We start from the raw sequence: 23,573 nt of genomic DNA on the forward strand, positions 1-23,573 counted from the left end.
GGGCACGGCGACTGCCGGAGCCGCCGTGCCCAGGACCGGGTCACGCCATCAGCGCCGCAGGGTCAGCAGACCCGGCCGGTAGGGCAGCAGGCCGTAGTCGCCGCCGGAGTTGGGGTTGCGTCCCTGGTAGAGCAACTGCAGGTTGCAGGGGTCGACGGTCATGGTCTGGTCGGCACTGGTCCGGATCAGCTCGCCGTGACTGATGTCGTTGGTCCAGGTGGCGCCGCTGTTGGCCTTGCCGGCGAAGGGATTGCTCTCGGTCGCGGCCTGCGGTGTCCACGAACCGTTCAGGCTGGTGGCGGTGAACGAGCGGAAGTAGCGGCCCTGCGCGCCGATCGCCTCGACGATCATGAGGTATCGGTTCTGACCCTGGAGCTTGTAGACCTGGACGGCTTCGAACAGGTTGTTCGTCGTGTCGCTCATGATCACCGTCGAGGTGCTGCCAAAACTGCCCGGGAAGTTCCCGATGGGCATGCTGGCCCGGTAGATCTTGCCGTTGTCGCCGGCGAAGAACAGGTACATGTTCGTGCTGTCGCCGATGAGCGTCTGGTCGATGGGACCCGTGCCGGAGCCCGAGATGCTCCCGGAGAAGAGGACCTGCTGTGACGACCAGCCATTGGGGTTGGTGGGGTCGCTGGAGGTCCGGTAGGAGAAGGCGGTGCCGCCCCACTGGTAGGCGAGCACCCAGATGTTCTTCGGGGCGAAGTGGAGGAGCGTGGGCGCGACGGTGGCGGAGGACATCGTGTTCTGGCCGGCCGAGGCCATGTCGGACCAGTTGGTGAAGGGGCTGAAGTTCATCGAGCCCCACCGGGTGCCCGTGTCGTGCGTCGTGGCGTAGACGAGATGCCTGCCGTTGTGGGGGGCGACGGTGAAGTCCTTGAGCGAGACCCACCCCGCCTTCGGGGTCGCCAGCGGGCCCGTCGAGGTCCAGCGGTACGTCGAGGGAAGATCGCACGTACCGGGATCGCCGCCGCCGACCGGGACGAGTTGCCATTGCTGGTTGGCGCCGCCCCAGTCGTCGTACTGGACGATGTTGGCGCCGTCGGCGGTGGAGCCGCCCTGGACTTCGAGGGCTTTGCCGCTGTGGCGTGAGATGAGCCTGATGTGGCCGTCCGGGCTGTCGGCGAGGCGCCATTGCTGGTTGACGCCGTTGCCGTCGGCCCACTGGACGATCGCGCCGCCGTTGGCGGTGGAGAAGTTGTGGACGTCGAGGACCTTGCCGGAGTGGCGGGACCTGATGCGGTAGTGGCCGCCGCCGGAGTCGACGAACTGCCACTGCTGCTGGTTCTGGTTGTTCCTGGTCCACTGGGTGATGCGGCCGCCGTCGGCGGTCGAGAGGTTGTAGACGTCCAGGGCCTTGCCGCTGTTGCGGTTGACCAGGACGTACCACGCGCTGGTGTCGACGGTCGCGGCCGACGCCTGGGGCGTGAGGAACACGCCGACGAGAAGCAGGGGCGCGAGAACCGCGAGCACGTGCCTCACAGGGTGGGATGCACCGGCCACCCGGCCGGTGACGGAGCGCGCGGCGGTCGGGCCTGCGGCCCGGAAGTGCTGGTGACGGCTCGGGGACATGCGGAGCTCCTTGGGGGTGGGGGTGGCGCCCGGCCCTTCTGTTAGCGCTAACATTCGCGTGGTGAGAGCAGTGCGGCCTACCCGGAGTCCCGCCTTCCGGGAGATCAGCCGCACTGCTCGTGCAGTGAGAGGTTCACCGAAGCGGACGGACGGCGCTCCGCGAGGGTCCGCGCTCCTCCGTGACGCCCAGGCGTCCGGGCGGCCGGCCGGTGGAGCTCACGCGGTGCCCGGGTTGTAGGTCCACTTCTGGTTGCCGCCGCCCCAGCAGCCGTACAACTGCAGCCCCGTGCCGTTGCCGGTGCCGCCGCCGACGGCGTCCAGGCACAGCCCGGACTGTACGCCCACGATCGTGCCGTCGGAGTTGACGCGCCACTTCTGGTTGTCGCCCCCCCCAGCAGGAGTAGATCTGGATCTTGGCGCCGTTGCCTGAGCCCCCGGCGTCCAGGCACTTGTCGCCGTACCTCAGCTCCCCGGCCGTGGTCCGCGTCCACCGCTGGTTGCCCTGGCCGTTGCAGTCCCACAGCTGCACCGCGGTGCCGTCGGTGGTGCTGGAGTTGGGCACGTCCACGCAGCGGCCGGAGGCCGTGTTCCTGATCTCGCCCCCGCCGGGCGGCGGCGTCGTGCCGCCGCCGTTGAGCACGTCGAGCACCGCGGTGTAGGCGGCCTTCTTGTTGCCGTTGCCGTCGAAGAGCAGGGGGGCGGCGTTGGCGCCGAGCCAGGAGTCGCTGTCGCGAACTCCCCAGACCGAGATGCCGGTACAGCGCGGCACCGCCAGGCAGTCGCGGACGACGTTGGCGTACGTGGTGGCCGAGCCGCCCTGGATGTCCAGCTCCGTGATCTGCACGTCGACCCCCAGTGCCGCGAAGCTCTGGATGGTCGTGCGGTAGTTGCTGTTGTAGGGACTGTTGCCGTTGAAGTGCGACTGCAGGCCGACGCAGTCGATCGGCACGCCGCGGGCCTTGAAGTCCCTGACCATGTTGTAGACGCCCTGCGTCTTGGCCCAGGTCCAGTTGTCGATGTTGTAGTCGTTGTAGCAGAGCTTGGCGGCCGGGTCGGCGGCGCGCGCGGTGCGGAAGGCCACCTCGATCCAGTCGTTGCCGGTGCGCTGGAGGTTGGAGTCGCGCCGGCCGCCGGAGTTGCCGTCGGCGAAGGCCTCGTTGACCACGTCCCAGGCGTAGATCTTGCCCCTGTAGTGGCCCATGACGCCGTTGATGTGGTTGATCATCGCCTGCCGCAGCGAGCTGCCCGACAGCGACTGCATCCAGCCCGGCTGCTGGTTGTGCCAGGCCAGGGTGTGCCCGCGCACCCGCTTGCCGTTCTGCACGGCCCAGTTGTAGACCCGGTCTCCGGCGGTGAAGTTGAACTGCCCCCGGTTGGGCTCGGTGGCGTCGATCTTCATCTCGTTCTCGGCCGTCACCATGTCGAACTCGCGACTGGCGATCGTCGTGTAGGCGGGGTCGCCGAGCTTGCCCGCGGCGATGGCGGTGCCGAAGTAGCGGCCGCTCTGCGCGGCTGCCGCGCCGAGCGTGTTCGCCGCGGCATGGGCCGGAATCGCTGGTGCCAGTGCCGTGATCAGGCCGAGTGCGCCGAGCACGCCGGTGATCAGCGTGCGGCGGCGCGCGCCGAGCGGCCGTCGGGCGGCAGGCGGGGACATGGCGTCGACACGCATGCTTGAGCCTCCTGTGCGGATCATGGGAAGGATCGCGCGGGACACCCCCGCGGGACCGGTGCAGCGCCCGGTGGGGACGCCATCCGCAGGCGTCGGGACGGCAGTCCCCCGGCTCCGGGCCGGTAGAGGAGATCGCCTCGGGCACTCAGTGTGAGAATCGCGTCGAAACTTGTCAAGGACGGAGTGAAACTTTCGGCCACGCCTGCCGCTTCCTGTGTCGAGCATGGCGATCACGGTGGCGCTTGTGGCTCCTGAAAGTTTCGGCCGTACTCGCCGGGCGCTCGGATGAAAGTTTCATGGCGACGCTCTCGCGACTCGCCCGCGGTCGCACCCGATAGCCCGAGGTGAGCGCGCTCGGGCGCTCCCTCCGCCGACCCGCCGCGCCCGAGGGTGCTCTTGACAGCGCCTTTCCGCCCCGTGTGTGCTCCGTCCCGCCGCCTCTGTCGGCGGCGGGGAGTGCGACCAGTCGATGTCTTGTTAGCGCTAACAGCGGAGAGGTGGAACCATGAAGCGGAACGCGCCGCGAACGAGCAGGCACGCGGTCGTCGGAGCGGCCCTGACGGCTCTGATCACAGCGATAGCCACCGCCTTGTCCGTGGTCCTCACCGCCGCACCGGGGGCGTCGGCGGCGGTCCTCACCGAAGTGACGAACTTCGGAACCAACCCCGGCGGCCTGCGGATGTATCTCTACGTCCCCGACACGGTGACCTCCCGGCCGGGAGTCCTCGTGGCGATGCACGGCTGCAACGGCTGGGCCCCGGGCTTCCACCAGGGCACCGAGTTCGCCTCGCTGGCCGACCGGTACGGCTTCATCGTCATCTACCCACAGGCCAACAAGAGCGCCAACGGCATGTCGAACTGCTTCGACGTGTGGTCGGACGAGGCCCTGCGCCACGGCGGCGGCAGCGACCCGGTGTCGATCGTCTCCATGACGGCCTACGTGCTGCAACGCCACAACGGTGACCCGGAGCGGGTGTTCGCCACCGGCTTCTCCTCCGGCGCGATGGAGACCAACAACCTGCTCGCCACGTATCCCGACGTGTTCAAGGCCGGCGCGCCGTTCGCGGGCGTCCCCTATGGCTGCCTCGGACCGGCCGGATGCGGGGACAAGACGCCGCGGCAGTGGGGTGACCTGGTCAGGAACGCCTACCCCGGCCACACCGGGCCCCGGCCGCGCGTCATGGCCTGGCACGGCACCGCCGACTCCGTGCTGCCCTACACGATGCTGCAGGAGGAGGTCGACCAGTGGACCGACGCGCACGGACTGAGCCAGACCCCGACCTCCACCGACAGCCCGCAGCCCGGCTGGACCCGGCGGGTCTTCGGTTCCGGGCAGGTCGAGGCGTACACCATCACCGGCGCCGGCCACGACCTGCCGCGACCCGGGATGGCCGCCCACGCCATCCGCTTCTTCGGCCTGGACGGCGGCTCGTCCACCACGACGCCGACCCCGCCGCCCGCCGGGCAGATCAAGGGCGCCGGCTCCGGGCGTTGCCTGGACGTGCCCGGCGCCGCCACCGCCGACGGCACCGCGGTGCAGTTGTGGGACTGCAACGGGCGCGTCAACCAGCAGTGGGCCGCCACCACGGCCGGCGAGCTCAGGGTTTACGGCAACAAATGCCTCGACGCGGCCGGCACCGGCAACGGCAGCGGCATCCAGATCTACCTCTGCCACGGCGGCGCCAACCAGAAATGGCGCCTGAACGCCGACGGCACCATCACCGGGGCGCAGTCCGGGCTGTGCCTGGACGCCGTGGGCCAGGGCACCGCCAACGGCACCCGCCTCCAGGTATATTCCTGCCACGGCGGCGCCAACCAGCGCTGGACCCGCACCTGACACACCGCGACGAGGAGGGGCGGGGAGGACGGGAACAGCACCTGCTCCCGCAGTACGGTGGCAGCATCACTGCTGGGTGGCGGCACCGGCGCGGTGATCGGGACGCCCGGCTGGACCCGGCGTTCTCAGGGTGGGATTGATTCGCCAGGCTGTGCGGCCCCTGACGCTCGGTCGGCGCCCCTGTGGACGCGCACCGTGCGGTCCACGAGCTCGCGCAGGACGCTCTCGTCGACGTCGGTGAGCCGTTTGAGGTAGAGGCAGCCCTTGCCGGCCCTGTGCGGGCCGAGCCGGGCGAGCACCGACGCGTGTCGTTCCTCGAACCCGCCCACGAGGTAGAGGACGAGATGCTGCTTGCGCGGGGAGAAGCCCACCAAGGGCCAGTCGCCCGCGCGCCCGCTGCTGTAGACGTAGTGGTAGCTCCCGAACCCGACGATGCTCGGACCCCACATCACCGCGGGCTCGCCGGTCACCTCGCCCAGGATCGCGCGCAGCCGTTCCGCGTCGGCCCGCCTGCGCTCGTCGGGGACCGCTGACAGGAAGCCGTCCACGTCGGCGTCGGTGGGGACCGTCACCGGTTCTCTCGAAGTCGCCATGACGTCATGCTGCCACGCTCGCCCGACACCCCCCGATGCCCGGCGGCGCCGGATTTATCGGTATGCCTACCGATAGTCCTACGGATATTCGGCCGTGGCGGCAGCGCCTACCGTCTGGCGGCAGCAGGGGCGATCACACCCCCACGAAGGAAGACGCACGCCCTTCAACACCCCCCGTTCCCGGCAGGCCCGTGCTCCCAGGCGATCCCTGCGGCGCGGACCCGCGTGCGCCCACCCGGGCGACCGGCCGGGAAAGCCGAAAGGAGCACAGCGTGAAACTCAAGCCACTGGCCGCCGCTACCGTGGGAGTCGCCACGGCCGCGGCCATGGTGTTATCCGTCTTACCCGCGCACGCGGCCCCGCCCGGAGCCAGGGGAGCCGGTGGCCAGGCCCGCGTCGCCGCCGCGGCCGACCCGGAGTCGCAGGCCGCGGCCGTCGCCGACCGGGCCGTCGCCAGCGGCCTCGACGAGCTGGCCAAGGGACCCGACGAGGCGTACCGCCGGCTGAACGTGGTCCGCGGCGCGGGCGACATGTTCTACGTCTCCTACGAGCGCACCTACAAGGGGCTGCCGATGGTCGGCGGTGACGCCGTCGTCGTCACCGACTCGGCCGGGCACGTCCGCGACACCGTGGCCGAGTCCGGGCCCAGCCCGAGCGACGTGCCGACGACTCCCGAGGTCAGCGCCGAACGGGCCACGAAGGTGGCCAGGGCTCGCCTCTCGCGCGTGGACGACACCGAGGAACCCCGCCTGGTGGTGCTGCTCTGGGGCGACAAGCCGCGCCTCGCCTGGGAGGCGGTCGTCAGCGGCGTCACCGACGGCAAGCCGAGCATCCAGCACGTGTTCGTGGACGCCCGCACCGGCGAGTTCGCCGACTCCTACGACCTGGTCCGCGAGGGCACCGGCAACGGCCACTACTACGGGCAGGTCACCATCACCACGAGCGGCTCCGGCGGCTCCTACTCGATGACCGACCCGACCCGGCCCGGCATCAGGTGCGGCGGGCAGAACGGCTCCGCCTACACCGGCCCCGACGACTCCTGGGGCAACGGCCAGGGCACCAACTTGGAATCGGCCTGCGTCGACACGCTGTACTCCGTCCAGCGCGAGTGGGACATGCTGCGCGACTGGCTCGGCCGCGACGGCATCAACGGCCAGGGCGGCGGCTTCCCCGCCCGCGTCGGGCTGAACCAGGTCAACGCCTACTGGAACGGCAGCTACACCAACTTCGGCCACAACCAGGCGAACACCCGCCAGGCCACGCCCATCGACGTGGTCGCCCACGAGTACGGCCACGCCATCTTCCAGACCACGCCCGGCGGCGCCGGCTCCGGCAACGAGAACGGCGGCATCAACGAGGCCACCGGCGACATCTTCGGCGCGGTCACCGAGCACTACGCCAACCACCCGAACGACGCGCCCGACTACCTGGTCGGAGAGGAGGTGGACCTCGTCGGAGACGGCCCGATCCGCAACATGTACAACCCGGGCGCGCTCGGCGACCCCAACTGCTGGTCGACCTCCATCCCCGGCACCGAGGTGCACGCCGCCGCCGGCCCGCTGAACCACTGGTTCTACCTGCTGGCCGAGGGCAGCAGCCCCGGCGGCGGCAAGCCGTCCAGCCCCATCTGCTCCGGCGGCCCGTCCTCGGTGACCGGCATCGGCATCGAGAAGGCCGCCAAGATCTTCATGGGCGCGCTCAACCGCAAGACCTCAAGCTGGCGCTACGCCAACGTCCGGTCCGCCTCCGTGGCGGCGGCGGTCGAGCTGTTCGGCGCGGGCAGCGTCGAGTGCAACACGACCAAGGCGGCGTTCAGCGCGATCAGCGTGCCCGCCCAGTCCGGCGAGCCCGCCTGCGGCACCCCCGGCAACGACTTCTCCCTGTCGCTCAGCCCCGCGTCGGGCAGCGCCCAGCCCGGGCAGCAGGTGACCACCACGGTCAACACCCAGACCACGTCCGGCAGCCCCCAGACGGTGAACCTGTCCGCCTCCGGCCTGCCGAGCGGCGTCACGGCCGCCTTCACCCCGACGTCGGTGACGTCCGGCAACTCCGCCACCCTGACCCTGACCGTCGGCGCTTCGGCGGCCCAGGGCACCTACCAGATCACCGTCACGGGCACCGGCACGACGCCGCACACCGCGGTCTACACCCTGCAGGTCGGCTCCGGCGGCCCCGGCGGCTCCGACCCGCCGGACATCAGCCTGGCCAGCGTCAAGGCACACCTGTCGCAGTTCCAGTCGATCGCCACCGCCAACGGCGGTAACCGCAGGTCCACCGGCAGCGGCTACACCGCGTCCGTCTCGTACGTGGAGCAGAAGCTGCGCGCCGCCGGCTACACCGTGGTCCGGCAGAGCTGCACCTCAGGCTGCACCAGCGGTTCGGGCCCCAACCTGATCGCGGACTGGCCCGGCGGTGACGACAACCAGGTGATCATGGCCGGGGCGCACCTGGACGGCGTGTCCGCCGGTCCCGGCATCAACGACAACGCCTCCGGCTCGGCCGCGCTGCTGGAGGTCGCGCTGACCCTGGCCGCCGAGCGGCCCACCATGACCAAGCACGTGCGGTTCGGCTGGTGGACGGACGAGGAGCAGGGTCTGAACGGCTCCAGGTTCTACGTCAACTCGCTGTCGGCGACCGAACGATCGAGGATCAAGGCGTACTACAACTACGACATGGTCGGCTCGCCCAACGGCGGCTACTTCATCAACAACATCAGCACCGCGGTCGCCCAGCCGCTCAAGCAGTTCTACGACAACCTCAACCTGCAGCCCGAGGAGAACACCGAGGGCGCCAACCGCTCCGACGACGCCTCCTTCCGCAACGCGGGCATCGCCACCTCCGGCGTCGCCGCGGGCGCCAGCTACACCAAGAGCACGGCGCAGGCGGCCAAGTGGGGCGGCACCGCCGGACGCGCGTACGACCCCTGCTACCACGCCGCGTGCGACACCAGCTCCAACATCAACGACACCGTCCTCGACCGGGCCGCCGACGCGGCCGCCTACGCCGTGTGGAAGCAGGCGGTGGGCAGCGGCACGCCGAGCCGCGACTTCTCCGTCTCGGCCAGCCCGGCGTCCGGCACCGTGCAGGCCGGCTCGCCGGCCACGACCACGATCCGCACCACCACCACGGCCGGCGACCCGCAGGTCGTGAACCTGTCGGCGACGGGGCTGCCGACGGGCGCCTCCGCCTCCTTCAACCCCGCCTCGGTGACGTCGGGCGGCTCGTCCACCCTGACGATCACGACCGCGCCGACCACCCCCGCCGGCTCCTACACCGTCACGGTGACGGGCACCGGGCAGACGGCGACGCGGTCCGCGACGTACGCGCTGACCGTCCAGGGCACCTCGGGCGGCCGGACGTTCACCAACGGCACCGACTACCAGATCCGGGACTACGCCAACGTGCAGAGCCCGATCACCTCCACGGCGACGGGCGCCGCGACCTCACCGGTCCGGCTCTCCGTCACCATCAACCACACCTGCGCCGAGGACCTGGACATCTGGCTGCGCGGCCCCAACGGCCAGTGGTACGCGGTCGACAGGTACGGCGGCACGAGCTGCACCTCGTACGGCACCAGGACGTACACCGTCCCGGTCAGCCAGCAGGCGGCGGGCACCTGGGTCCTCGACATCGAGGACGTCTACGCCGGTGACACCGGCTACCTCGACACCTGGAGCATCACCGTCTGACCCGTCCGATCCCCGAAGGGTCCCGGCCGCCGGCCGGGACCCTTCCCGTCACAGCGGCCACGCCACGTCGTTGCGGGTGCGGACGCCGAGCTTCTGCAGCACCTTCGCGACGTGCGTGTCGACCGTGCGGCGCGACACGAACAGCACCTCGGCGATCTCCCGGTTCGTCCGGCCCTGCGCGACGAGCCTGGCCACCTCGCGTTCCCTGGGCGACAGCCCGCCGCCCGCGGGCCTGCGACCCCGGCGCGGCGGGCAGCCGGCGCCGATCTCCCGCAGCCGGTGCCGGCAGCGGGCCGCGTCGTGGGCGGCGCCGAGCGCCGCGTACCGCTCGGCCGCGCCGGTGACGATCTGCGCGGCCCGTTCCACGTCACCGAGCTCCAGCCGGGCGAGCGCCTCCGCCTCCGCCGCCCGCGCCCCGCCGTACGGGCGGCCCATCGCGGCGTACGCCGACCCCGCGCGGGCCTGGCACGCCACCGCCTCCTCGAACCGGCCGTCGGCGTGCGCCAGCGCGCCGCGCACCACCTCCAGCGCGGCCACGGCCGACGGCGCGCTGCGGCCCTCGATCCCGGACGCGAACTCCACCACCAGCGCGCCCGCCTCATCGCGGCGCGCCGCCCGCAGCAGCGCGGTGACGGCCGGCGGGACGAGCTGGTCGCCCCACACCCACACGCCCTTGCGGCGTAGCCGGGCCACCGCCGCGCGGGCCTCGGCGAGCGCCGCCTCCACCCGGTCGCGGGCGAGCAGCAGCTCGACCAGCCCGCCGGAGGCGGCCGCGGCCACCGGCAGGAAGGCCGAGTCGGGCTCCCGGACCCCGGCGTCCTCCAGGTGGCGGCCCGCCTCCTCCCACTCGCCGCAGGCCAGCGCCAGCATGCCGAGGACGAGCTGCGCGTCCACCCCCAGCAGGGGCGTCTCCGGCATCATCTCGACGGCCGCGACCGCCCGCTCCCGCAGCCCGGACCAGCGCCCGGTCAGCCAGTCGAGCCTGATGGACGACATCTCGACCAGGTAGACGGGGTACAGGGCGCCGCTCTCCTCGGCCAGCCGCCGGCCCAGCTCGGCGTACCGCCGGGCGGCGGCGTAGTGGCCGAGCGGGATCGCCGCGTCGCACAGGTTGGAGTAGGCGCGGGCCACCTGCCGCCGCACTCCCGCCGACGGGTGGCCGACCGGCAGGGTGTCGGCCAGCGCGAACGCCTCCGGCGAGCCGACCAGCATGGCGAAGGCGACCTTGTTCGCGCGCACCGTCGCCGTGAGCTCCGGGTCGCCGTCGGCGACGACCAGGCTCTCGGACCGGTCCATCCACTCCTGGTGGGCGGCGATCGGTTCGGTGCCCCATGCCGGCATGGCCAGCAGCGCCAGCCCTCGGGCGGCCATGCCGGGCCGGTCCGCGAGGTCGGGGAGCGCGGCGAGCACCTCCTGCCGCCCGGCGGGGATGGCGCCCGCCTGGTTGGCCAGCAGCACGCCCAGGTTGAGCCGGGCCTCGCCGCGTACCTCCCGCGACAGGAAGTCGTCGGCGAGCAGGTGGCGCAGCAGCCGGACGACGCGCCGGTGGGACAGCCCGACCGCGGCCAGCCTGCTGAGCCGCAGGGCCAGCGGCCCGCGCGCGTCACGCGGCAGTTTGGGGTCGGCGAGCATGCTCTCCAGCAGCTCTACGGCGAGCGGGACGTCGCCGAGCGCGGCGGCCTGGTCGGCGGCGGCCTCGCCGTGGCGCCGCCAGGCGTCGAAGTCGCCCGCCCGCCGCGCGTGGTAGGCGATCTGGACGAGCGGCGGCGGGTCGAGCGCGGCCAGCGCGGCCACGGCCCGGCGGTGGACCGACCGCCGGTCGGGGCCGGGGATCGCGTCGTAGACGGCCTGCTGGGCGAGCGCGTGCCGGAAGCCGTGCTGACCGTCGGGATGCTCCATCAGCACGCCCGCCCGCAGCGCCTCGCACAGCCCGGCCCCGTCCCGGGGCAAGCCGTCCCGGGGCAAGCCGTCCCGTGGGGAGCCGTCCCCGGCGACGGCGGCGAGCAGCGGCTCGTCCGCCGGCAGCTTGAGCACCGCGGCGGCCCGCACGACCCGCAGCGCGCCGGGGGACAGCCCGGCCAGCCGCTCGGCCATCGCCTCGCGCAGCAGCACCGGCACCGCGATGCGGTCGAGCGCCTTCGGCTCCTCCCCGACACCGCCGGCTGCGGCGCCGCCGGCGTCGGCGAGCAGCGAGCGGACCACCTCCTCCACCACGAACGGCACCCCGGCGGTGCGCTCGTGCAGCCGGGCGGCGAACGCCGCCGGCAGCCCGTCCCGGCCGAGCAAGCCGCCCGCCATGCGCGCGACATCGTCCACGTCCAGCGGGGCCAGCGCCACCACCTCGCTGTTGACGCCCGGCGGATGCCGGTACGCGTGCCCGAACGGCAGCCCCGGCACCGGCAGGTCCTCCCGCCGGAACGTCACCACCAGCGCCAGCCCCCCGGGCGGCTGGTCGATGAGGAAGCGCAGCAGGTCGCGCGTGCCGTCGTCGGCCCAGTGCAGGTCCTCCACCACCAGCACGACCGGGCCCACGGCCGCCAGCAGCGCGTGGACGGCCCGGAACAGCCGGTGCCGTTCGGCGCTCGGGTCGTCGACCGGCGGCGGAGGCGGCGCGGGCGGCAGGTCGCCGGCCAGCTCCGGCAGGTAGCCGCGCAGCGCCCCGGTCACCGGGTTGAGCGCCGGCCGGGCGGGCAGAGCGGCGCCGACGTGGCGCAGCGCGTCGAACACCGGCCCGTACGGGAACGGCTCCCTGAGCTGGTGGCAGTGGCCGACGAGCACGGTGCGCTCCCCGTCGGGCAGCAGCTCGACGGCCGCCCGGACCAGCCGTGTCTTGCCGATCCCCGCCTCACCCTGCACGAGGGCCACCGCGGGCGGCCGGGTGATCGCGCCGAGGAGGGTGCCGAGCTGCGCGTCGCGTCCGACCAGCGCGGGGGGAGCGAAGGCCGTCATCGGAGTCTCCGGATCAGTGCGGCGTACCGGAACTCCGTTATCCACCACCGGTCAATCTTGGTCAACAGTCTCCTTACTCGCCTCGGGCGCTCCGCATCGCCGTCGACGGGGCGGGAAGGGGAAGGGCGGGACGTCCGGAGAAAGGCTGCCTCGATGGCCGGAACATTCGATCAGGGGGACCCGGGCGGGCCGTCTCGTTACCTGCCGATCGCCGAGCACGGAGTGGTCGGCGACCTGCGCACGGTGGCGCTGGTCGGCACCGACGGCACCGTCGACTGGTACTGCTGCCCGCGCTTCGACTCGCCCAGCGTGTTCGCCTCGATCCTCGACGCGGACCGGGGAGGGTGCTTCGAGCTGGCCGCCGCCGTGCCGGCGAGGACCAAGCAGTTCTACTTCCCCGACACCAACGTGCTGATCACCCGGTTCTTCACCGAGGACGGGGTGGGCGAGATCCAGGATTTCATGCCGGTGAGCGACCATGCCGGCGACGGGCGCGAGGCCGACCGGCACCGGCTGATCCGACGGGTCGTCTGCGTGCGCGGGTCGATCCCGTTCCGGGCGCGGGTGGCGCCCCGGTTCGGCTACGGGGCGCAACCGCACGAGGTGACCGAGCGCGGCGGCGTGGTGCTGTTCTCGTCCGACGACCTGTCGCTCGCCCTGACCGCGACCGTGCCCGTCGCCTGCGACGAGCGGGACGCCGTGGCGGAGTTCACGCTCAAGGAGGGCCGGTCCGAGGTGTTCGCGCTGGACCGGGTGGGCGCCGACGTGGAGCCGCGTGGCTGCCCGCACGCGGAGGCGGACGCGGAGTTCGCCGCCACGGTGGGGTTCTGGCGGCGCTGGCTGGCGGCCTCCCGCTACCGGGGCCGCTGGCGGGAGATGGTGCACCGTTCGGCGCTGACGCTCAAACTGCTCACCTACGCGCCGACCGGCGCGATCGTCGCCGCGCCCACCACGAGCCTGCCCGAGCAGATCGGCGGCGAACGCAACTGGGACTACCGCTACCTGTGGGTGCGTGACGCCGCCTTCTGCGTGTACGCGCTGCTCCGGCTCGGGTTCACCGACGAGGCGGCGGCGTTCATGGACTTCCTGACCCGGCGCGTCTGCCGCGACGCCGGCGGGCCGTCCGGGCCGCTGCAGATCATGTACGGCATCGACGGGCGCACCGACCTGCCCGAGCGCGTCCTCGGTCACCTGGAGGGGCACCGGGGCTCGGCCCCGGTGCGGGTCGGCAACGCCGCCGTCGGCCAGCTCCAGCTCGACATCTACGGGGCCCTCATCGACTCCGTCTACCTCTACGACAAGTGGGGGCAGCCCATCTCCAGCGGCCACTGGGACGACGTCTGCTCCCTCGTGGACTGGGTGTGCGAGCACTGGGACCAGCCCGACGAGGGCGTGTGGGAGACGCGCGGCGGGCGTAAGAACTTCCTGTACTCGCGGCTGATGTGCTGGGTGGCGATCGAACGGGCGATGCGGATGTCCCGCCGCCGCGGCCTGCCCGCCGACATCCAGCGCTGGCGCGACACCCGGGACACGATCTACCGGAAGCTCATGCGCCGCGGCTGGTCGGACACGCGGGGCGCCTTCGTCCAGCACCAGGACGGCGACGTGCTCGACGCCGCCGTCCTCATGATGCCGCTGGTCAAGTTCATCTCGCCGACCGACCCCAAATGGCTGTCCACCCTCGACGCGCTCACCGCCGACCTGGTGTCGGACTCGCTGGTCTACCGGTACGACCCGCGGGCCAGCCCGGACGGCCTGCGCGGGGAGGAGGGCACGTTCTCCATCTGCTCGTTCTGGTACGTCGAGGCGCTGGTGCGCGCGGGGCGCGTGGAGGAGGCGCGGCTGGCGTTCGAGAAGATGCTCACCTACGCCAACCACCTCGGCCTGTACGCGGAGGAGATCAGCCGGAACGGTGAGCAGCAGGGCAACTTCCCGCAGGCTTTCACCCATCTGTCCCTCATCAGCGCCGCCTTCAACCTCGACCGTGCCCTCGGCTGACACCGCGTCCGGGCTCGCCCGCGTGCACCTCGTCGCGACGCGGGTAGCCTGTCGGGGTGGCAGAGCGCCCGAGAAGGGCTCTGACCTGCCGCTTCCGCAGCGATCGACATCCCCCGTCCGCCCCTCCGACGAGAGGACACGCGTGTTCCAGGCAACCGCCAGGCGCTCGGCGACGCTCGCGGCCACCCTCATGGCCGGCCTCGCGGCCGCGTCGCTCGCGCCCGCCACCGCCACCACTACCGCCACTGCCACCGCGGCCACCACTGCCACCGCGGCCACCACCGCCACCGCGGCCACCACCGCCACCGCGGCCACCACCGCCACCACCGAAGCCGTGCCGGACCGGCCCGCCATCATCGGCGGGCGGGTCGCGACGGAGTCCTACCCGTTCATGGCGTCGTTCCGGCTGGCCGAGCAGCCCGACCACCACTGCGGCGGCGCCCTCGTCGCCGCCGACTGGGTCGTCACCGCCGCGCACTGCCAGGGCCTGCTGAAGCCCGGCGCGACACGGGTGCGCGTGGGCTCCGCCGACCGTGACGAGGGCGGCGTGCCCGCCGGAGTCAAGCGGGTCGTCGTCCACCCCGGCTTCGGCTCCTCCTGGGGCCCCCGGGGCCGCGAGGCGGACCTCGCGCTGGTCCGGCTGGACCGGCGGGTGGACCTCGCGCCCATCCCCATCGCCGCGGAGCCGGGCGCCGTGGGCGCCCCGAGCCGGGTCCTCGGCTGGGGCATGACCTGCGAGAACAGGAAGAACCCGGACTGCGCGGACGGCTCGCGCCTGCTGCGCGAGCTGGACACGGTGCGCGTGGCCGACGACCGGTGCGTCACGATCGACGGCGTGGCCGAGTTGTGCGCGGGCGAGCGTGACGGGCGCGCGGCCAGTGCCTGCAACGGCGACTCCGGGGGGCCGCAGATCCGCCGGGTCGGCGGCCGGTGGGAGCTGATCGGCGCCACCTCGCGCGACGGCGACGACGTGGACGACCGCATGGACGGCGGCGCGGGCTGCTCGACGAGCCCCGCCGGCGGACCGGGGGTCGGCATCTGGACCGACGTCACCCGTTACCGCTCCTGGATCGCCCGCACCCTCGGCGAGGACGCGCCCGCGGAGGTCCGCACCGACTCCTGACGGCCTCCCGCCGCCCCCGGCCCCCAGGGGCGGCGGGTCAGGCGTCCGGGTTGCGGGCGATGATCGCGCCGTTCAGAGCCGTCGCGAAGGCGGTCCAGGCGACGTACGGCACCAGCGCCATCCCCGCGCGGCGGTCGGCCCGCAGGAATCGGCGCAGCAACGCGAGGTTGGAGACGTTCAGCGCCACGATGTCCACCATCGCCAGCCTGGGGGAGCGGGCGGCGAAGAACAGGGGCGTCCAGGCGGTGTTGAGCGCCAGGTTCAGCGCGAGCGCCCGCACCAGGCCCGCCCGCTCCGGCGCCGCCCCGGCGGTCTGCGCGAAGCCCTCCCCGGAGCCCTCCCCGGAGCCCTCCCCGGAGCCCTCCCCGGACTCGGCTCTGGAGCCCGCCCCGGACGCCGCTCCGCCCGTGGTGGACGCGGTGGTGAGGGCCCGCGCTCCGGCGTATGCGATCAGCCCGTACAGCGGCGTCCAGACCAGCCCGAAGGCCTGCGGGGGCGGCTGCCACGGCGGCTTGCGCAGCTTCCGGTACCAGCGGGAGCCGCTGTCGGTGGCCCGGGCGCCGACTGCGGCGCCGGCGGCCACGGCTGTCCCCGTCGCGAGCAGGTTACGGGCGAAACGATGTCGGTCGCGTGTCATCCCGCCCCCCTACCCGGAGCCGGGCGGATCACCGGCGGTGGTGGAAACGCCGCCGCAGCATGCCGAAGACCACGGCGCCGAGCCAGATCACGAACAGCACCTTGACCACGCCCCATCCGCCGGCCACCATCCCGACGAACATCATCGCGAACAGGATCGGCAGCCAGGGCGCTCCGTGCCGGTGCGGGCCGTGGCCGTGCGGGCCCCGGCGGGGGTGGTGGTGGCGCGCGGCGGCCACCTGGTGGCGGTGCGCGTTCACCGCGGCGCGCCAGTCGCCGGGGCCCGGCACGACCGGCTCGCGGTGTCCGGACGGCCGGCCGGAGCCCGGCAGGTCGGCCGTCACCCGGGCGAGGTCGCGCTCGGTGCGCGCCGCCAGCGTCTGGTCGAGCCGCTCGTCCAGCTCGGTGTGGTCGAGCCGGCCCAGCGCGAAGTGCTCGCGCAGGGCGGCCATCGTCTGCTCGCGCTCGGCGTCGCCGATGCGCAGGTCGCCGGGTCCGGGGCGCGGATCCGCGCCGGTGTGGTGCCCGGCCGGGTCCGTCGGCCGTTCCGCGCCGGTGCCGTGGTGGTGGGGGTCCATGCGTGACTCCTCCTTTGCGGACCGGTCTTCCGCGAGGGCGCCGGTCATCGCGTCACTCCTCGCCCGGGTCGCCGTCGGCCAGGATCTGGTAGAGCTTGCGCCGGGTCTCAACAAGAGTCTTACGCGCTTCGCGGATCTGCGCGTCACTCCCGGACTGCAGAACCTGCATCATCGCGAACGCCGACTGCCGGGCCAGGTCCCACAGCTCGGCGCTGTTGTCGTCGACGTCGGGCCGCATCTCGTCCCAGGGGGCGCGCACCTCGTCGCCGTGGGAGTCGATGTAGGCGCGGCCGCTCTCGGTGAGGCGGAAGGTCCTGCGGCCGTCGTTCTCCTCGGAGACGACCAGGCCCTCGTCGGTGAGCTGCTGCAGCGCCGGGTAGACGGCGCCGGGGCTTGGCTTCCAGCCGCCTTCGCTGCGCTCGGCGATCTCCTGGATGATCTGGTAGCCGTTGCGCGGCTCCTCGGCCAGCAGCGCCAGGATCGCGGCGCGCACGTCGCCTCGCTTGGCCTTGCGGCCCCGGCCGCCCCAGCCGCGGTGGCCCCACGGCCCGCCTGGCCCGAACGGCCCGCCCGGGCCCCAGGGGCCGCGCCCGAACTCGGGCGGGAACGGCCGCCTGCCGCGTCCCCGGTGGTCGTGCGGGCCGTGGTCGTGCGCGGCGTGGTCGTGCGGGCGGTGGTGGCGCCGTCCGGCGTCCTCCCAGGCTCCGGCGATGGCTTTGAACGCCTGGTGGGCGGCGTGCCTGAACTCTCGTTGGTCGGGCCAGGGGCTGCCGGCCGCATGTGTCGAGGTCATGGGGGTTCCTCCAGCTCTAGACTGTTCTCGATGCTTCAAAGATATATCGACAACATGTCGCCAGCAATGTCCTGAGGGGAGTGAGGTAGATCACGAAAAAGCTGAGAAATAGGGGAACAGGATCGGCAGCGGGGTCGTTGTTCAGATCAGACGAGGTCGTTCCGCGTCGGCAGGGCTGGGGGGTGCTGTCGCCGCTGGAGACGACCTCGTCTGCGTTTGCGGCCACCTCGCCGGCCGGGCTCTGGGCGGTTGCGCTGGGCCGGCGGCCCCGCAGTCGAGCCGATCAGTAGCCCGACGGGCGCACCAGCCCTGTTTCGTAGGCGAAGACCGCCGCCTGGGTCCGGTCGCGCAGTCCGAGCTTGACCAGGATCCTGCTCACGTGCGTCTTGACGGTCTGCTCGGCGATCACCAGGTGTCCGGCGATCTCCGCGTTCGACAGCCCCTGCGCGATCAGCGACAGCACCTCGGTCTCGCGTTCCGTCAGGTCGCCCACGCGCTCCTTCAAGGGGGTGCGCGGGGCGCCGCTCACCCGGGAGAACTCGGCGATCAGGCGCTTGGTGACGTTCGGCGCGAGCAGGGCGTCTCCGGCCGCCACCACCCGCACGGCGTGCGCCAGTTCGGCCGCCGACGCGTCTTTGAGCAGGAATCCGGACGCGCCCGCGCGCAGCGCCTCGTAGACGTAGTCGTCGAGGTCGAACGTGGTCAGGATCAGGACCTTCGCGGTCGTGTCCGGCTGCCCGGCGATGCGGCGGGTCGCCTCGATGCCGCCCAGCTCAGGCATCCGCACGTCCATCAGCACCACGTCGGGGGCCAGCTCGGCGACCTTCTCGACGGCGTCCAGGCCGTTCATGGCCTGGCCGACGACCTCGATGCCGGGCTCGGCGTCGAGCAGGACGGTGAAGCCCTGGCGGACCATGATCTGGTCATCGGCTATGAGCACGCGGATGCTCGTCATGGGGTGGCCTCGATGCCTTTCTGCGAACCGACGGGCAGGAACGCGCTCACCTCGTAACCGCCGTCCGGCGTGGACCCGGCCGCCAGGTCGCCGCCCAGCATGGCCGCCCGCTCGCGCATGCCCAGCAGCCCGTGTCCCGCGCCGGTCGAGGGCGGGGCCGGCGCGGCGGGCGCGGCGTTGACGACCCGGATGGTGAGGGTGTCGGGGTGGTAGCGCAACCGGAGCGCCACCGGCGCACCCGGCGCGTGCCGCATGGCGTTGCTGAGCGCCTCCTGCATGATCCTGAACGCCGACAGCTCCACGCCGGGCGGCAGCGGGCGCGGCTCGCCCACGGTCTCGGCGGTGAGGGCGACGCCCGCGCCCCGGACATTGGCGAGCAGTTCGCCGAGCCGGTCCAGGGTGGGCTGCGGCGCCCCCGCGGGTGTGTCCTGGGCGCGCAGCACGCCCAGGACCCGGCGCAGCTCGGTCAGCGCCTCGACGGCGTTGGCCCGGATGCCCGCGAGGTTCTCCTTCAGCTCGTCCGGCGGATCGTCCACCAGGTGCGGCGCCACCTGCGCCTGGATGGAGATCACCGACATGTGGTGCGCGACGACGTCGTGCAGCTCGCGGGCGATCCTGGCGCGCTCCTCCAGCAGCGCGCGGCGGCCCCGCTCCTCGGCCGTCAACTCCTCCTGGGCCTCCAGCCGGGTACGGGTCGTCCGGATCAGGCGCACCACCACCCCGACCGCCACCGCGACCGCGTCGACCGCGAGGGCCACCAGAGGATCGCCGCCCGCGTTGCCGTCGGGGAGGAACACCATGCACGCCGCCGCCACCAGCGTGGTGAGCGCCAACGCCTCGGCCGCGACGCGCGGGCGCACCCGAAGGGCGAGCAGGAACAGCACGCCGGCCTGCAGCGCGATGCCGGAGCCGGTCCACGGGAACGCCAGCGCGTCGGCGTGCAAGGTCATCGGGGAAGCGGGCCGCCCGGGCGGCCGAGGGTGCACCATCCAGGGAAAGGTCAGGCTCTGCGGGAGGTGGGTCATCCCCGTCCTCGCGCCGATGACCGTGACGGCGACCGACGCCCACCAGGCGGGCAGCGGCCGCGACATCGCGATCACCAGGATCGCCGCCTGTGCCATGGCGAGCAGCGGGACCGTCGGGTCCACGCCTTCTCCAACGGGGAAGACGCCCATGACCAGCGCGTACACGATGACCAGGACATGGGGGAGCCGGGACAGCCGGTGTGGCCTCGCCATTCGGGGGAGGGGGTCGGCGGCCGTCGTCCACAGGTCCGCGCGCAAGGTGCGGAGGACCCTTCGCAGCCTGCCCACCTCGCGCGACGTCCCTTCTGTCCTTCTCGCCCCTTCTTACCGCTGGATGATCCAGCGTAGCCTCGCCCGCGGCTTCCGGATGAGGATCAGGCCTGGCCGCCACGCTCGGGTGTGCGCGCTTTGCCGTACAGTCCGGATCATGATGGGTCACACGCACGCGATGACGGGGGCCATCGCCTGGCTGGGGCTGGCGCCGGGGCTCGCGGCCCTGCCGATGGTGATGGAGTCCGGCCGGTTCATCTCGACCGGCGTCATGGTCAACGCGCTCACGCCGGCGGAGCTCATCGCCGGGGCGCTCATCTGCGCAGGGGCGGCGATGCTGCCCGACCTCGACCATCCCAGCGCCACGATCGCGCAGACGTTCGGCCCGGTGACATGGGCGCTGAGCAAGGTGGTCAACTGGCTGGGCGGCGGTCACCGCGGCGCCACCCACTCCTTAGTCTTCGCGGTCGCGGTCGGGTTCGGCGCGCACTGGCTGGCGAGCACCTATCCGATCGGCCGTGACATCCTGGTCGTGCTGCTCATCGGCCTCGCGCTGCGCGCGATCGGCATCGGCATCCCGGGCAACAAGGCCGGCTCGGCGCTGGTCAACATCGGCCTGACCGCGGGCCTGTACGCGGTGTTCCTCTCGCTCGGCGTCGGCTACGCCTGGCTCGGCCTGGCCGTGGGGATCGGCTCGTTCGTGCACGTCGTGGGCGACTGCATGACGGAGAAGGGCTGCCCGGTGCTGTGGCCCATGTCGGTGAAGTTCCTGCTGCCGTGGAAGATCGGCATCAAGACCGGCAGGAAGTTCGAGCAGAAGATCCTCGCCCCCGTGCTGTCGGTCGCCATCATCGGCCTGCTCTTCCTGCGACTGGTCCCCGCCTGAGGCTTCCACCGATTAACTTGATGTCGAGATATTCTAGAGATATCTTGATATCGAGACATCCGCCGCGCCCCGGTACTTAGGGTCACCTAACGTGCTGGTCGATCCCCGGGTGCGGGAGGATTCACCTTGAGCAACTGTCTATGGAGGAGGCGAATCACCGTGTCCGCGAACAGCTTCGGCAGCCGTGACACGCTGCGCGTCGGAGACGCGTCATATGAGATCTTCCGGCTGGATGCCGTCGAGGGTGCTGCCCGCCTCCCGTACAGCCTGAAGATCCTGCTGGAAAACCTCCTCCGCACCGAGGACGGCGCCAACATCACGGCCGACCACATCCGGGCGCTGGGCGGCTGGGACCCCGCCGCGCAGCCGAGTGTGGAGATCCAGTTCACCCCAGCCCGCGTGATCATGCAGGACTTCACCGGCGTGCCCTGCGTGGTCGACCTGGCCACGATGCGCGAGGCCGTCCGCGACCTGGGCGGTGACGCGGCCCGCATCAACCCGCTGGCCCCCGCCGAGATGGTCATCGACCACTCGGTCATCGTCGACTACTTCGGCCACCCCGACGCCTTCCAGCGCAACGTGGAGCGCGAGTACGAGCGCAACCGCGAGCGCTACCAGTTCCTGCGCTGGGGCCAGACGGCCTTCGACGAGTTCAAGGTCGTCCCGCCGGGCACCGGGATCGTGCACCAGGTCAACATCGAGCACCTGGCCCGCGTCGTGATGACCCGCGACGGCAAGGCCTACCCCGACACCTGCGTCGGCACCGACTCCCACACCACGATGGAGAACGGCATCGGCGTCCTCGGCTGGGGCGTCGGCGGCATCGAGGCCGAGGCCGCGATGCTCGGCCAGCCCATCTCCATGCTCATCCCGCGCGTGGTCGGCTTCAAGCTCAGCGGCAAGCTGCCCGCGGGCGCCACCGCCACCGACCTGGTGCTCACCATCACCGAGATCCTGCGCAGGCACGGCGTGGTGGGCAAGTTCGTGGAGTTCTACGGCGAGGGCGTCTCCAGCGTGCCGCTGGCCGACCGGGCCACGATCGGCAACATGAGCCCCGAGTTCGGCTCCACCTGCGCGATCTTCCCCATCGACGGCCAGACCGTCGACTACCTCCGCCTGACCGGCCGCTCCGAGGAGCAGATCGCCCTGGTCGAGGCCTACGCCAAGGCCCAGGGCCTGTGGCTCGACCCGTCCGCGCCCGAGCCCGCGTTCTCCGAGTACATCGAGCTCGACCTCGGCACGGTCGTCCCGTCGATCGCCGGTCCGAAGCGCCCCCAGGACCGCATCGCGCTGTCCGACGCCAAGAGCGCCTGGCGCGCCGCCGTCAAGGACTACGCGCCGACCGTGCTGGGCCCCGCCGACGAGGCGTCCGCCGAGTCGTTCCCCGCCTCCGACTCCCCGGCGATCGGCCACGACGGCAACGGCGACAAGCCGCACGCCGCCCCGCTCAACGGCTCCCGGCCGCACAAGAAGGTGCCGGTCACCCTGGCCGACGGCACCTCCTTCGAGATCGACCACGGCATCGTCGCCATCGCCGCGATCACCTCGTGCACCAACACCTCCAACCCGTTCGTCATGCTCGGCGCGGCCCTGCTGGCCCGCAACGCCGTCGAGAAGGGCCTGACCCGCAAGCCGTGGGTCAAGACCTCGCTGGCGCCCGGCTCGCAGGTCGTCACCGGCTACTTCGAGCGCTCGGGGCTGCAGCCCTACCTCGACAAGATCGGCTTCAACCTCGTCGGCTACGGCTGCACCACCTGCATCGGCAACTCCGGCCCGCTGCCCGAGGAGATCTCCGAGGCGGTGCAGGCCAACGATCTCGCGGTCACCGCCGTGCTGTCCGGCAACCGCAACTTCGAAGGCCGCATCAACCCCGACGTCAAGATGAACTACCTGGCCTCGCCGCCGCTCGTCGTGGCGTACGCGCTGGCCGGGACCATGGACATCGACCTCGACAACGAGCCGCTCGGCACCGGCTCCGACGGCCGGCCGGTGTACCTGCGCGACATCTGGCCGTCGCCCGACGAGGTCTCGGCCGTGGTCCACTCCGCCATCGGGCGCGACATGTTCGAGCGCGACTACGCCGACGTGTTCAAGGGCGACGACCTCTGGCGGTCGCTGCCGATCCCGACCGGCGACACCTTCGAGTGGGACCCCGACTCGACCTACGTGCGCAAGGCGCCCTACTTCGACGGCATGCCCGAGCAGCCGGAGCCGGTCACCGACATCACCGGCGCCCGGGTCCTGGTCAAGGTCGGCGACTCGGTCACCACCGACCACATCTCGCCGGCCGGCTCCATCAAGACCGGCACGCCCGCCGCCCAGTACCTCCAGGCGAACGGGGTCGAGGTCCGTGACTTCAACTCCTACGGCTCCCGGCGCGGCAACCACGAGGTGATGATCCGCGGCACGTTCGCCAACATCCGCCTGCGCAACCAGATCGCGCCGGGCACCGAGGGCGGCTACACCCGCGACTTCACCCAGCCCGACGCCCCGGTGTCGTTCATCTACGACGCCTCGGTCAACTACGCCGCCGCCGGCACGCCGCTGGTGGTGCTGGCGGGCAAGGAGTACGGCTCGGGCTCGTCGCGTGACTGGGCGGCCAAGGGCACCGCGCTGCTCGGCGTCCGCGCCGTCATCGCCGAGTCCTACGAGCGCATCCACCGCTCCAACCTGATCGGCATGGGCGTGCTGCCGCTGCAGTTCCCGGAGGGCGCCAGCGCCGAGTCGCTGGGGCTGACCGGTGAGGAGACGTTCGACATCACCGGGGTGGCGGAGCTCAACGGCGGCGGCATCCCGAGCACGGTGCACGTCAAGGCCGGCGACGTGGAGTTCGACGCGGTGGTCCGCATCGACACGCCGGGCGAGGCCGACTACTACCGGCACGGCGGCATCATGCAGTACGTCCTGCGCTCGCTGCTCGCCAAGTCCTGACCCCCGGCCGCGGGGGTCGCCGCTGGACGGGGAGCGAATCCCGCCTCCCGGCAGCGCGGCCTGGGCGGC

General features: G+C 72.2%; 15 protein-coding genes and 1 pseudogene. 6 read left to right on the top strand and 10 right to left on the bottom strand.

Going from position 1 to position 23,573, the window contains the following annotated elements; translation table 11 throughout:
• Nucleotides 1-48: 48 nt before the first annotated feature.
• The 3 genes and pseudogenes from ACGF0J_RS32900 to ACGF0J_RS32910 form a co-directional block, all read right to left on the bottom strand.
• Nucleotides 49-1,572, bottom strand: coding sequence for a non-reducing end alpha-L-arabinofuranosidase family hydrolase (locus ACGF0J_RS32900; protein WP_393152197.1), 1,524 nt, complete (start codon nucleotides 1,570-1,572; stop codon nucleotides 49-51).
• Between the two features lie 216 nt (nucleotides 1,573-1,788).
• Nucleotides 1,789-1,917: an RICIN domain-containing protein gene (locus ACGF0J_RS32905; protein ID WP_393152269.1), complete on the bottom strand. Its 129-nt coding sequence runs from the start codon at nucleotides 1,915-1,917 to the stop codon at nucleotides 1,789-1,791.
• A 100-nt stretch (nucleotides 1,918-2,017) separates the two neighbouring features.
• Nucleotides 2,018-3,466: pseudogene (locus ACGF0J_RS32910) on the bottom strand (endo-1,4-beta-xylanase); the annotation flags it as partial.
• A gap of 280 nt (nucleotides 3,467-3,746) precedes the next feature.
• Here ACGF0J_RS32910 and ACGF0J_RS32915 point away from each other — a divergent pair.
• The gene (locus ACGF0J_RS32915; protein ID WP_393152199.1) at nucleotides 3,747-5,078 is read left to right on the top strand and encodes a PHB depolymerase family esterase; all 1,332 of its coding nucleotides are present in this window, start codon (nucleotides 3,747-3,749) and stop codon (nucleotides 5,076-5,078) included.
• A gap of 125 nt (nucleotides 5,079-5,203) precedes the next feature.
• On the opposite strand, the gene ACGF0J_RS32920 is transcribed toward ACGF0J_RS32915, so the two are convergent.
• Nucleotides 5,204-5,671: a DUF1801 domain-containing protein gene (locus ACGF0J_RS32920; protein ID WP_393152201.1), complete on the bottom strand. Its 468-nt coding sequence runs from the start codon at nucleotides 5,669-5,671 to the stop codon at nucleotides 5,204-5,206.
• A 272-nt stretch (nucleotides 5,672-5,943) separates the two neighbouring features.
• Here ACGF0J_RS32920 and ACGF0J_RS32925 point away from each other — a divergent pair, with 272 nt between their 5' ends.
• The gene (locus ACGF0J_RS32925) at nucleotides 5,944-9,360 is read left to right on the top strand and encodes a M20/M25/M40 family metallo-hydrolase (protein WP_393152203.1); all 3,417 of its coding nucleotides are present in this window, start codon (nucleotides 5,944-5,946) and stop codon (nucleotides 9,358-9,360) included.
• A gap of 48 nt (nucleotides 9,361-9,408) precedes the next feature.
• Here the strand turns inward: ACGF0J_RS32925 and ACGF0J_RS32930 are convergent, their stop codons facing one another.
• Nucleotides 9,409-12,309, bottom strand: coding sequence for an ATP-binding protein (locus ACGF0J_RS32930; RefSeq protein WP_393152205.1), 2,901 nt, complete (start codon nucleotides 12,307-12,309; stop codon nucleotides 9,409-9,411).
• Nucleotides 12,310-12,462: 153 nt separating this feature from the next.
• Between ACGF0J_RS32930 and ACGF0J_RS32935 the strand changes: the two genes are divergently transcribed.
• On the top strand, nucleotides 12,463-14,307 hold the full coding sequence (locus ACGF0J_RS32935; protein WP_393152207.1) for a glycoside hydrolase family 15 protein: 1,845 nt from the start codon (nucleotides 12,463-12,465) through the stop codon (nucleotides 14,305-14,307).
• A gap of 142 nt (nucleotides 14,308-14,449) precedes the next feature.
• Nucleotides 14,450-15,430, top strand: coding sequence for a S1 family peptidase (locus ACGF0J_RS32940; RefSeq protein WP_393152209.1), 981 nt, complete (start codon nucleotides 14,450-14,452; stop codon nucleotides 15,428-15,430).
• Nucleotides 15,431-15,467: 37 nt separating this feature from the next.
• On the opposite strand, the gene ACGF0J_RS32945 is transcribed toward ACGF0J_RS32940, so the two are convergent.
• The 5 genes from ACGF0J_RS32945 to ACGF0J_RS32965 form a co-directional block, all read right to left on the bottom strand.
• Nucleotides 15,468-16,067: a TspO/MBR family protein gene (locus tag ACGF0J_RS32945; protein ID WP_393152211.1), complete on the bottom strand. Its 600-nt coding sequence runs from the start codon at nucleotides 16,065-16,067 to the stop codon at nucleotides 15,468-15,470.
• 28 nt (nucleotides 16,068-16,095) lie between these two features.
• Nucleotides 16,096-16,644, bottom strand: a complete 549-nt coding sequence (locus tag ACGF0J_RS32950; RefSeq protein ID WP_393152213.1) for a DUF1707 domain-containing protein — start codon at nucleotides 16,642-16,644, stop codon at nucleotides 16,096-16,098.
• A 52-nt stretch (nucleotides 16,645-16,696) separates the two neighbouring features.
• Complete coding sequence (locus ACGF0J_RS32955; protein ID WP_393152215.1) at nucleotides 16,697-17,437, bottom strand: PadR family transcriptional regulator; 741 nt, start codon at nucleotides 17,435-17,437, stop codon at nucleotides 16,697-16,699.
• Nucleotides 17,438-17,720: 283 nt separating this feature from the next.
• On the bottom strand, nucleotides 17,721-18,392 hold the full coding sequence (locus ACGF0J_RS32960) for a response regulator (RefSeq protein WP_393152217.1): 672 nt from the start codon (nucleotides 18,390-18,392) through the stop codon (nucleotides 17,721-17,723).
• On the bottom strand, nucleotides 18,389-19,630 hold the full coding sequence (locus ACGF0J_RS32965; RefSeq protein ID WP_393152219.1) for a sensor histidine kinase: 1,242 nt from the start codon (nucleotides 19,628-19,630) through the stop codon (nucleotides 18,389-18,391). The genes ACGF0J_RS32960 and ACGF0J_RS32965 overlap by 4 nt, the downstream gene beginning before the upstream one ends.
• Before the next feature lie 214 nt (nucleotides 19,631-19,844).
• Here ACGF0J_RS32965 and ACGF0J_RS32970 point away from each other — a divergent pair, with 214 nt between their 5' ends.
• Nucleotides 19,845-20,573, top strand: a complete 729-nt coding sequence (locus ACGF0J_RS32970; RefSeq protein ID WP_393152221.1) for a metal-dependent hydrolase — start codon at nucleotides 19,845-19,847, stop codon at nucleotides 20,571-20,573.
• Between the two features lie 153 nt (nucleotides 20,574-20,726).
• On the top strand, nucleotides 20,727-23,504 hold the full coding sequence (locus ACGF0J_RS32975) for an aconitate hydratase (protein WP_393152271.1): 2,778 nt from the start codon (nucleotides 20,727-20,729) through the stop codon (nucleotides 23,502-23,504).
• Nucleotides 23,505-23,573 lie beyond the last annotated feature (69 nt).

It is taken from the genome of Nonomuraea sp. NPDC047897 (assembly GCF_043204415.1).
Taxonomy (GTDB): domain Bacteria; phylum Actinomycetota; class Actinomycetes; order Streptosporangiales; family Streptosporangiaceae; genus Nonomuraea.

Bases quoted from the DNA above. Each gene is read 5' to 3' on its own strand.
- ACGF0J_RS32945 (WP_393152211.1), bottom strand. From the start codon at position 16,067: ATGACACGCGACCGACATCGTTTCGCCCGTAACCTGCTCGCGACGGGG.
- ACGF0J_RS32955 (WP_393152215.1), bottom strand. From the start codon at position 17,437: ATGACCTCGACACATGCGGCCGGCAGCCCCTGGCCCGACCAACGAGAG.
- ACGF0J_RS32970 (WP_393152221.1), top strand. From the start codon at position 19,845: ATGATGGGTCACACGCACGCGATGACGGGGGCCATCGCCTGGCTGGGG.
- ACGF0J_RS32950 (WP_393152213.1), bottom strand. From the start codon at position 16,644: ATGGACCCCCACCACCACGGCACCGGCGCGGAACGGCCGACGGACCCG.
- ACGF0J_RS32920 (WP_393152201.1), bottom strand. From the start codon at position 5,671: ATGGCGACTTCGAGAGAACCGGTGACGGTCCCCACCGACGCCGACGTG.
- ACGF0J_RS32935 (WP_393152207.1), top strand. From the start codon at position 12,463: ATGGCCGGAACATTCGATCAGGGGGACCCGGGCGGGCCGTCTCGTTAC.
- ACGF0J_RS32915 (WP_393152199.1), top strand. From the start codon at position 3,747: ATGAAGCGGAACGCGCCGCGAACGAGCAGGCACGCGGTCGTCGGAGCG.
- ACGF0J_RS32900 (WP_393152197.1), bottom strand. From the start codon at position 1,572: ATGTCCCCGAGCCGTCACCAGCACTTCCGGGCCGCAGGCCCGACCGCC.
- ACGF0J_RS32960 (WP_393152217.1), bottom strand. From the start codon at position 18,392: ATGACGAGCATCCGCGTGCTCATAGCCGATGACCAGATCATGGTCCGC.
- ACGF0J_RS32965 (WP_393152219.1), bottom strand. From the start codon at position 19,630: ATGGCGAGGCCACACCGGCTGTCCCGGCTCCCCCATGTCCTGGTCATC.
- ACGF0J_RS32930 (WP_393152205.1), bottom strand. From the start codon at position 12,309: ATGACGGCCTTCGCTCCCCCCGCGCTGGTCGGACGCGACGCGCAGCTC.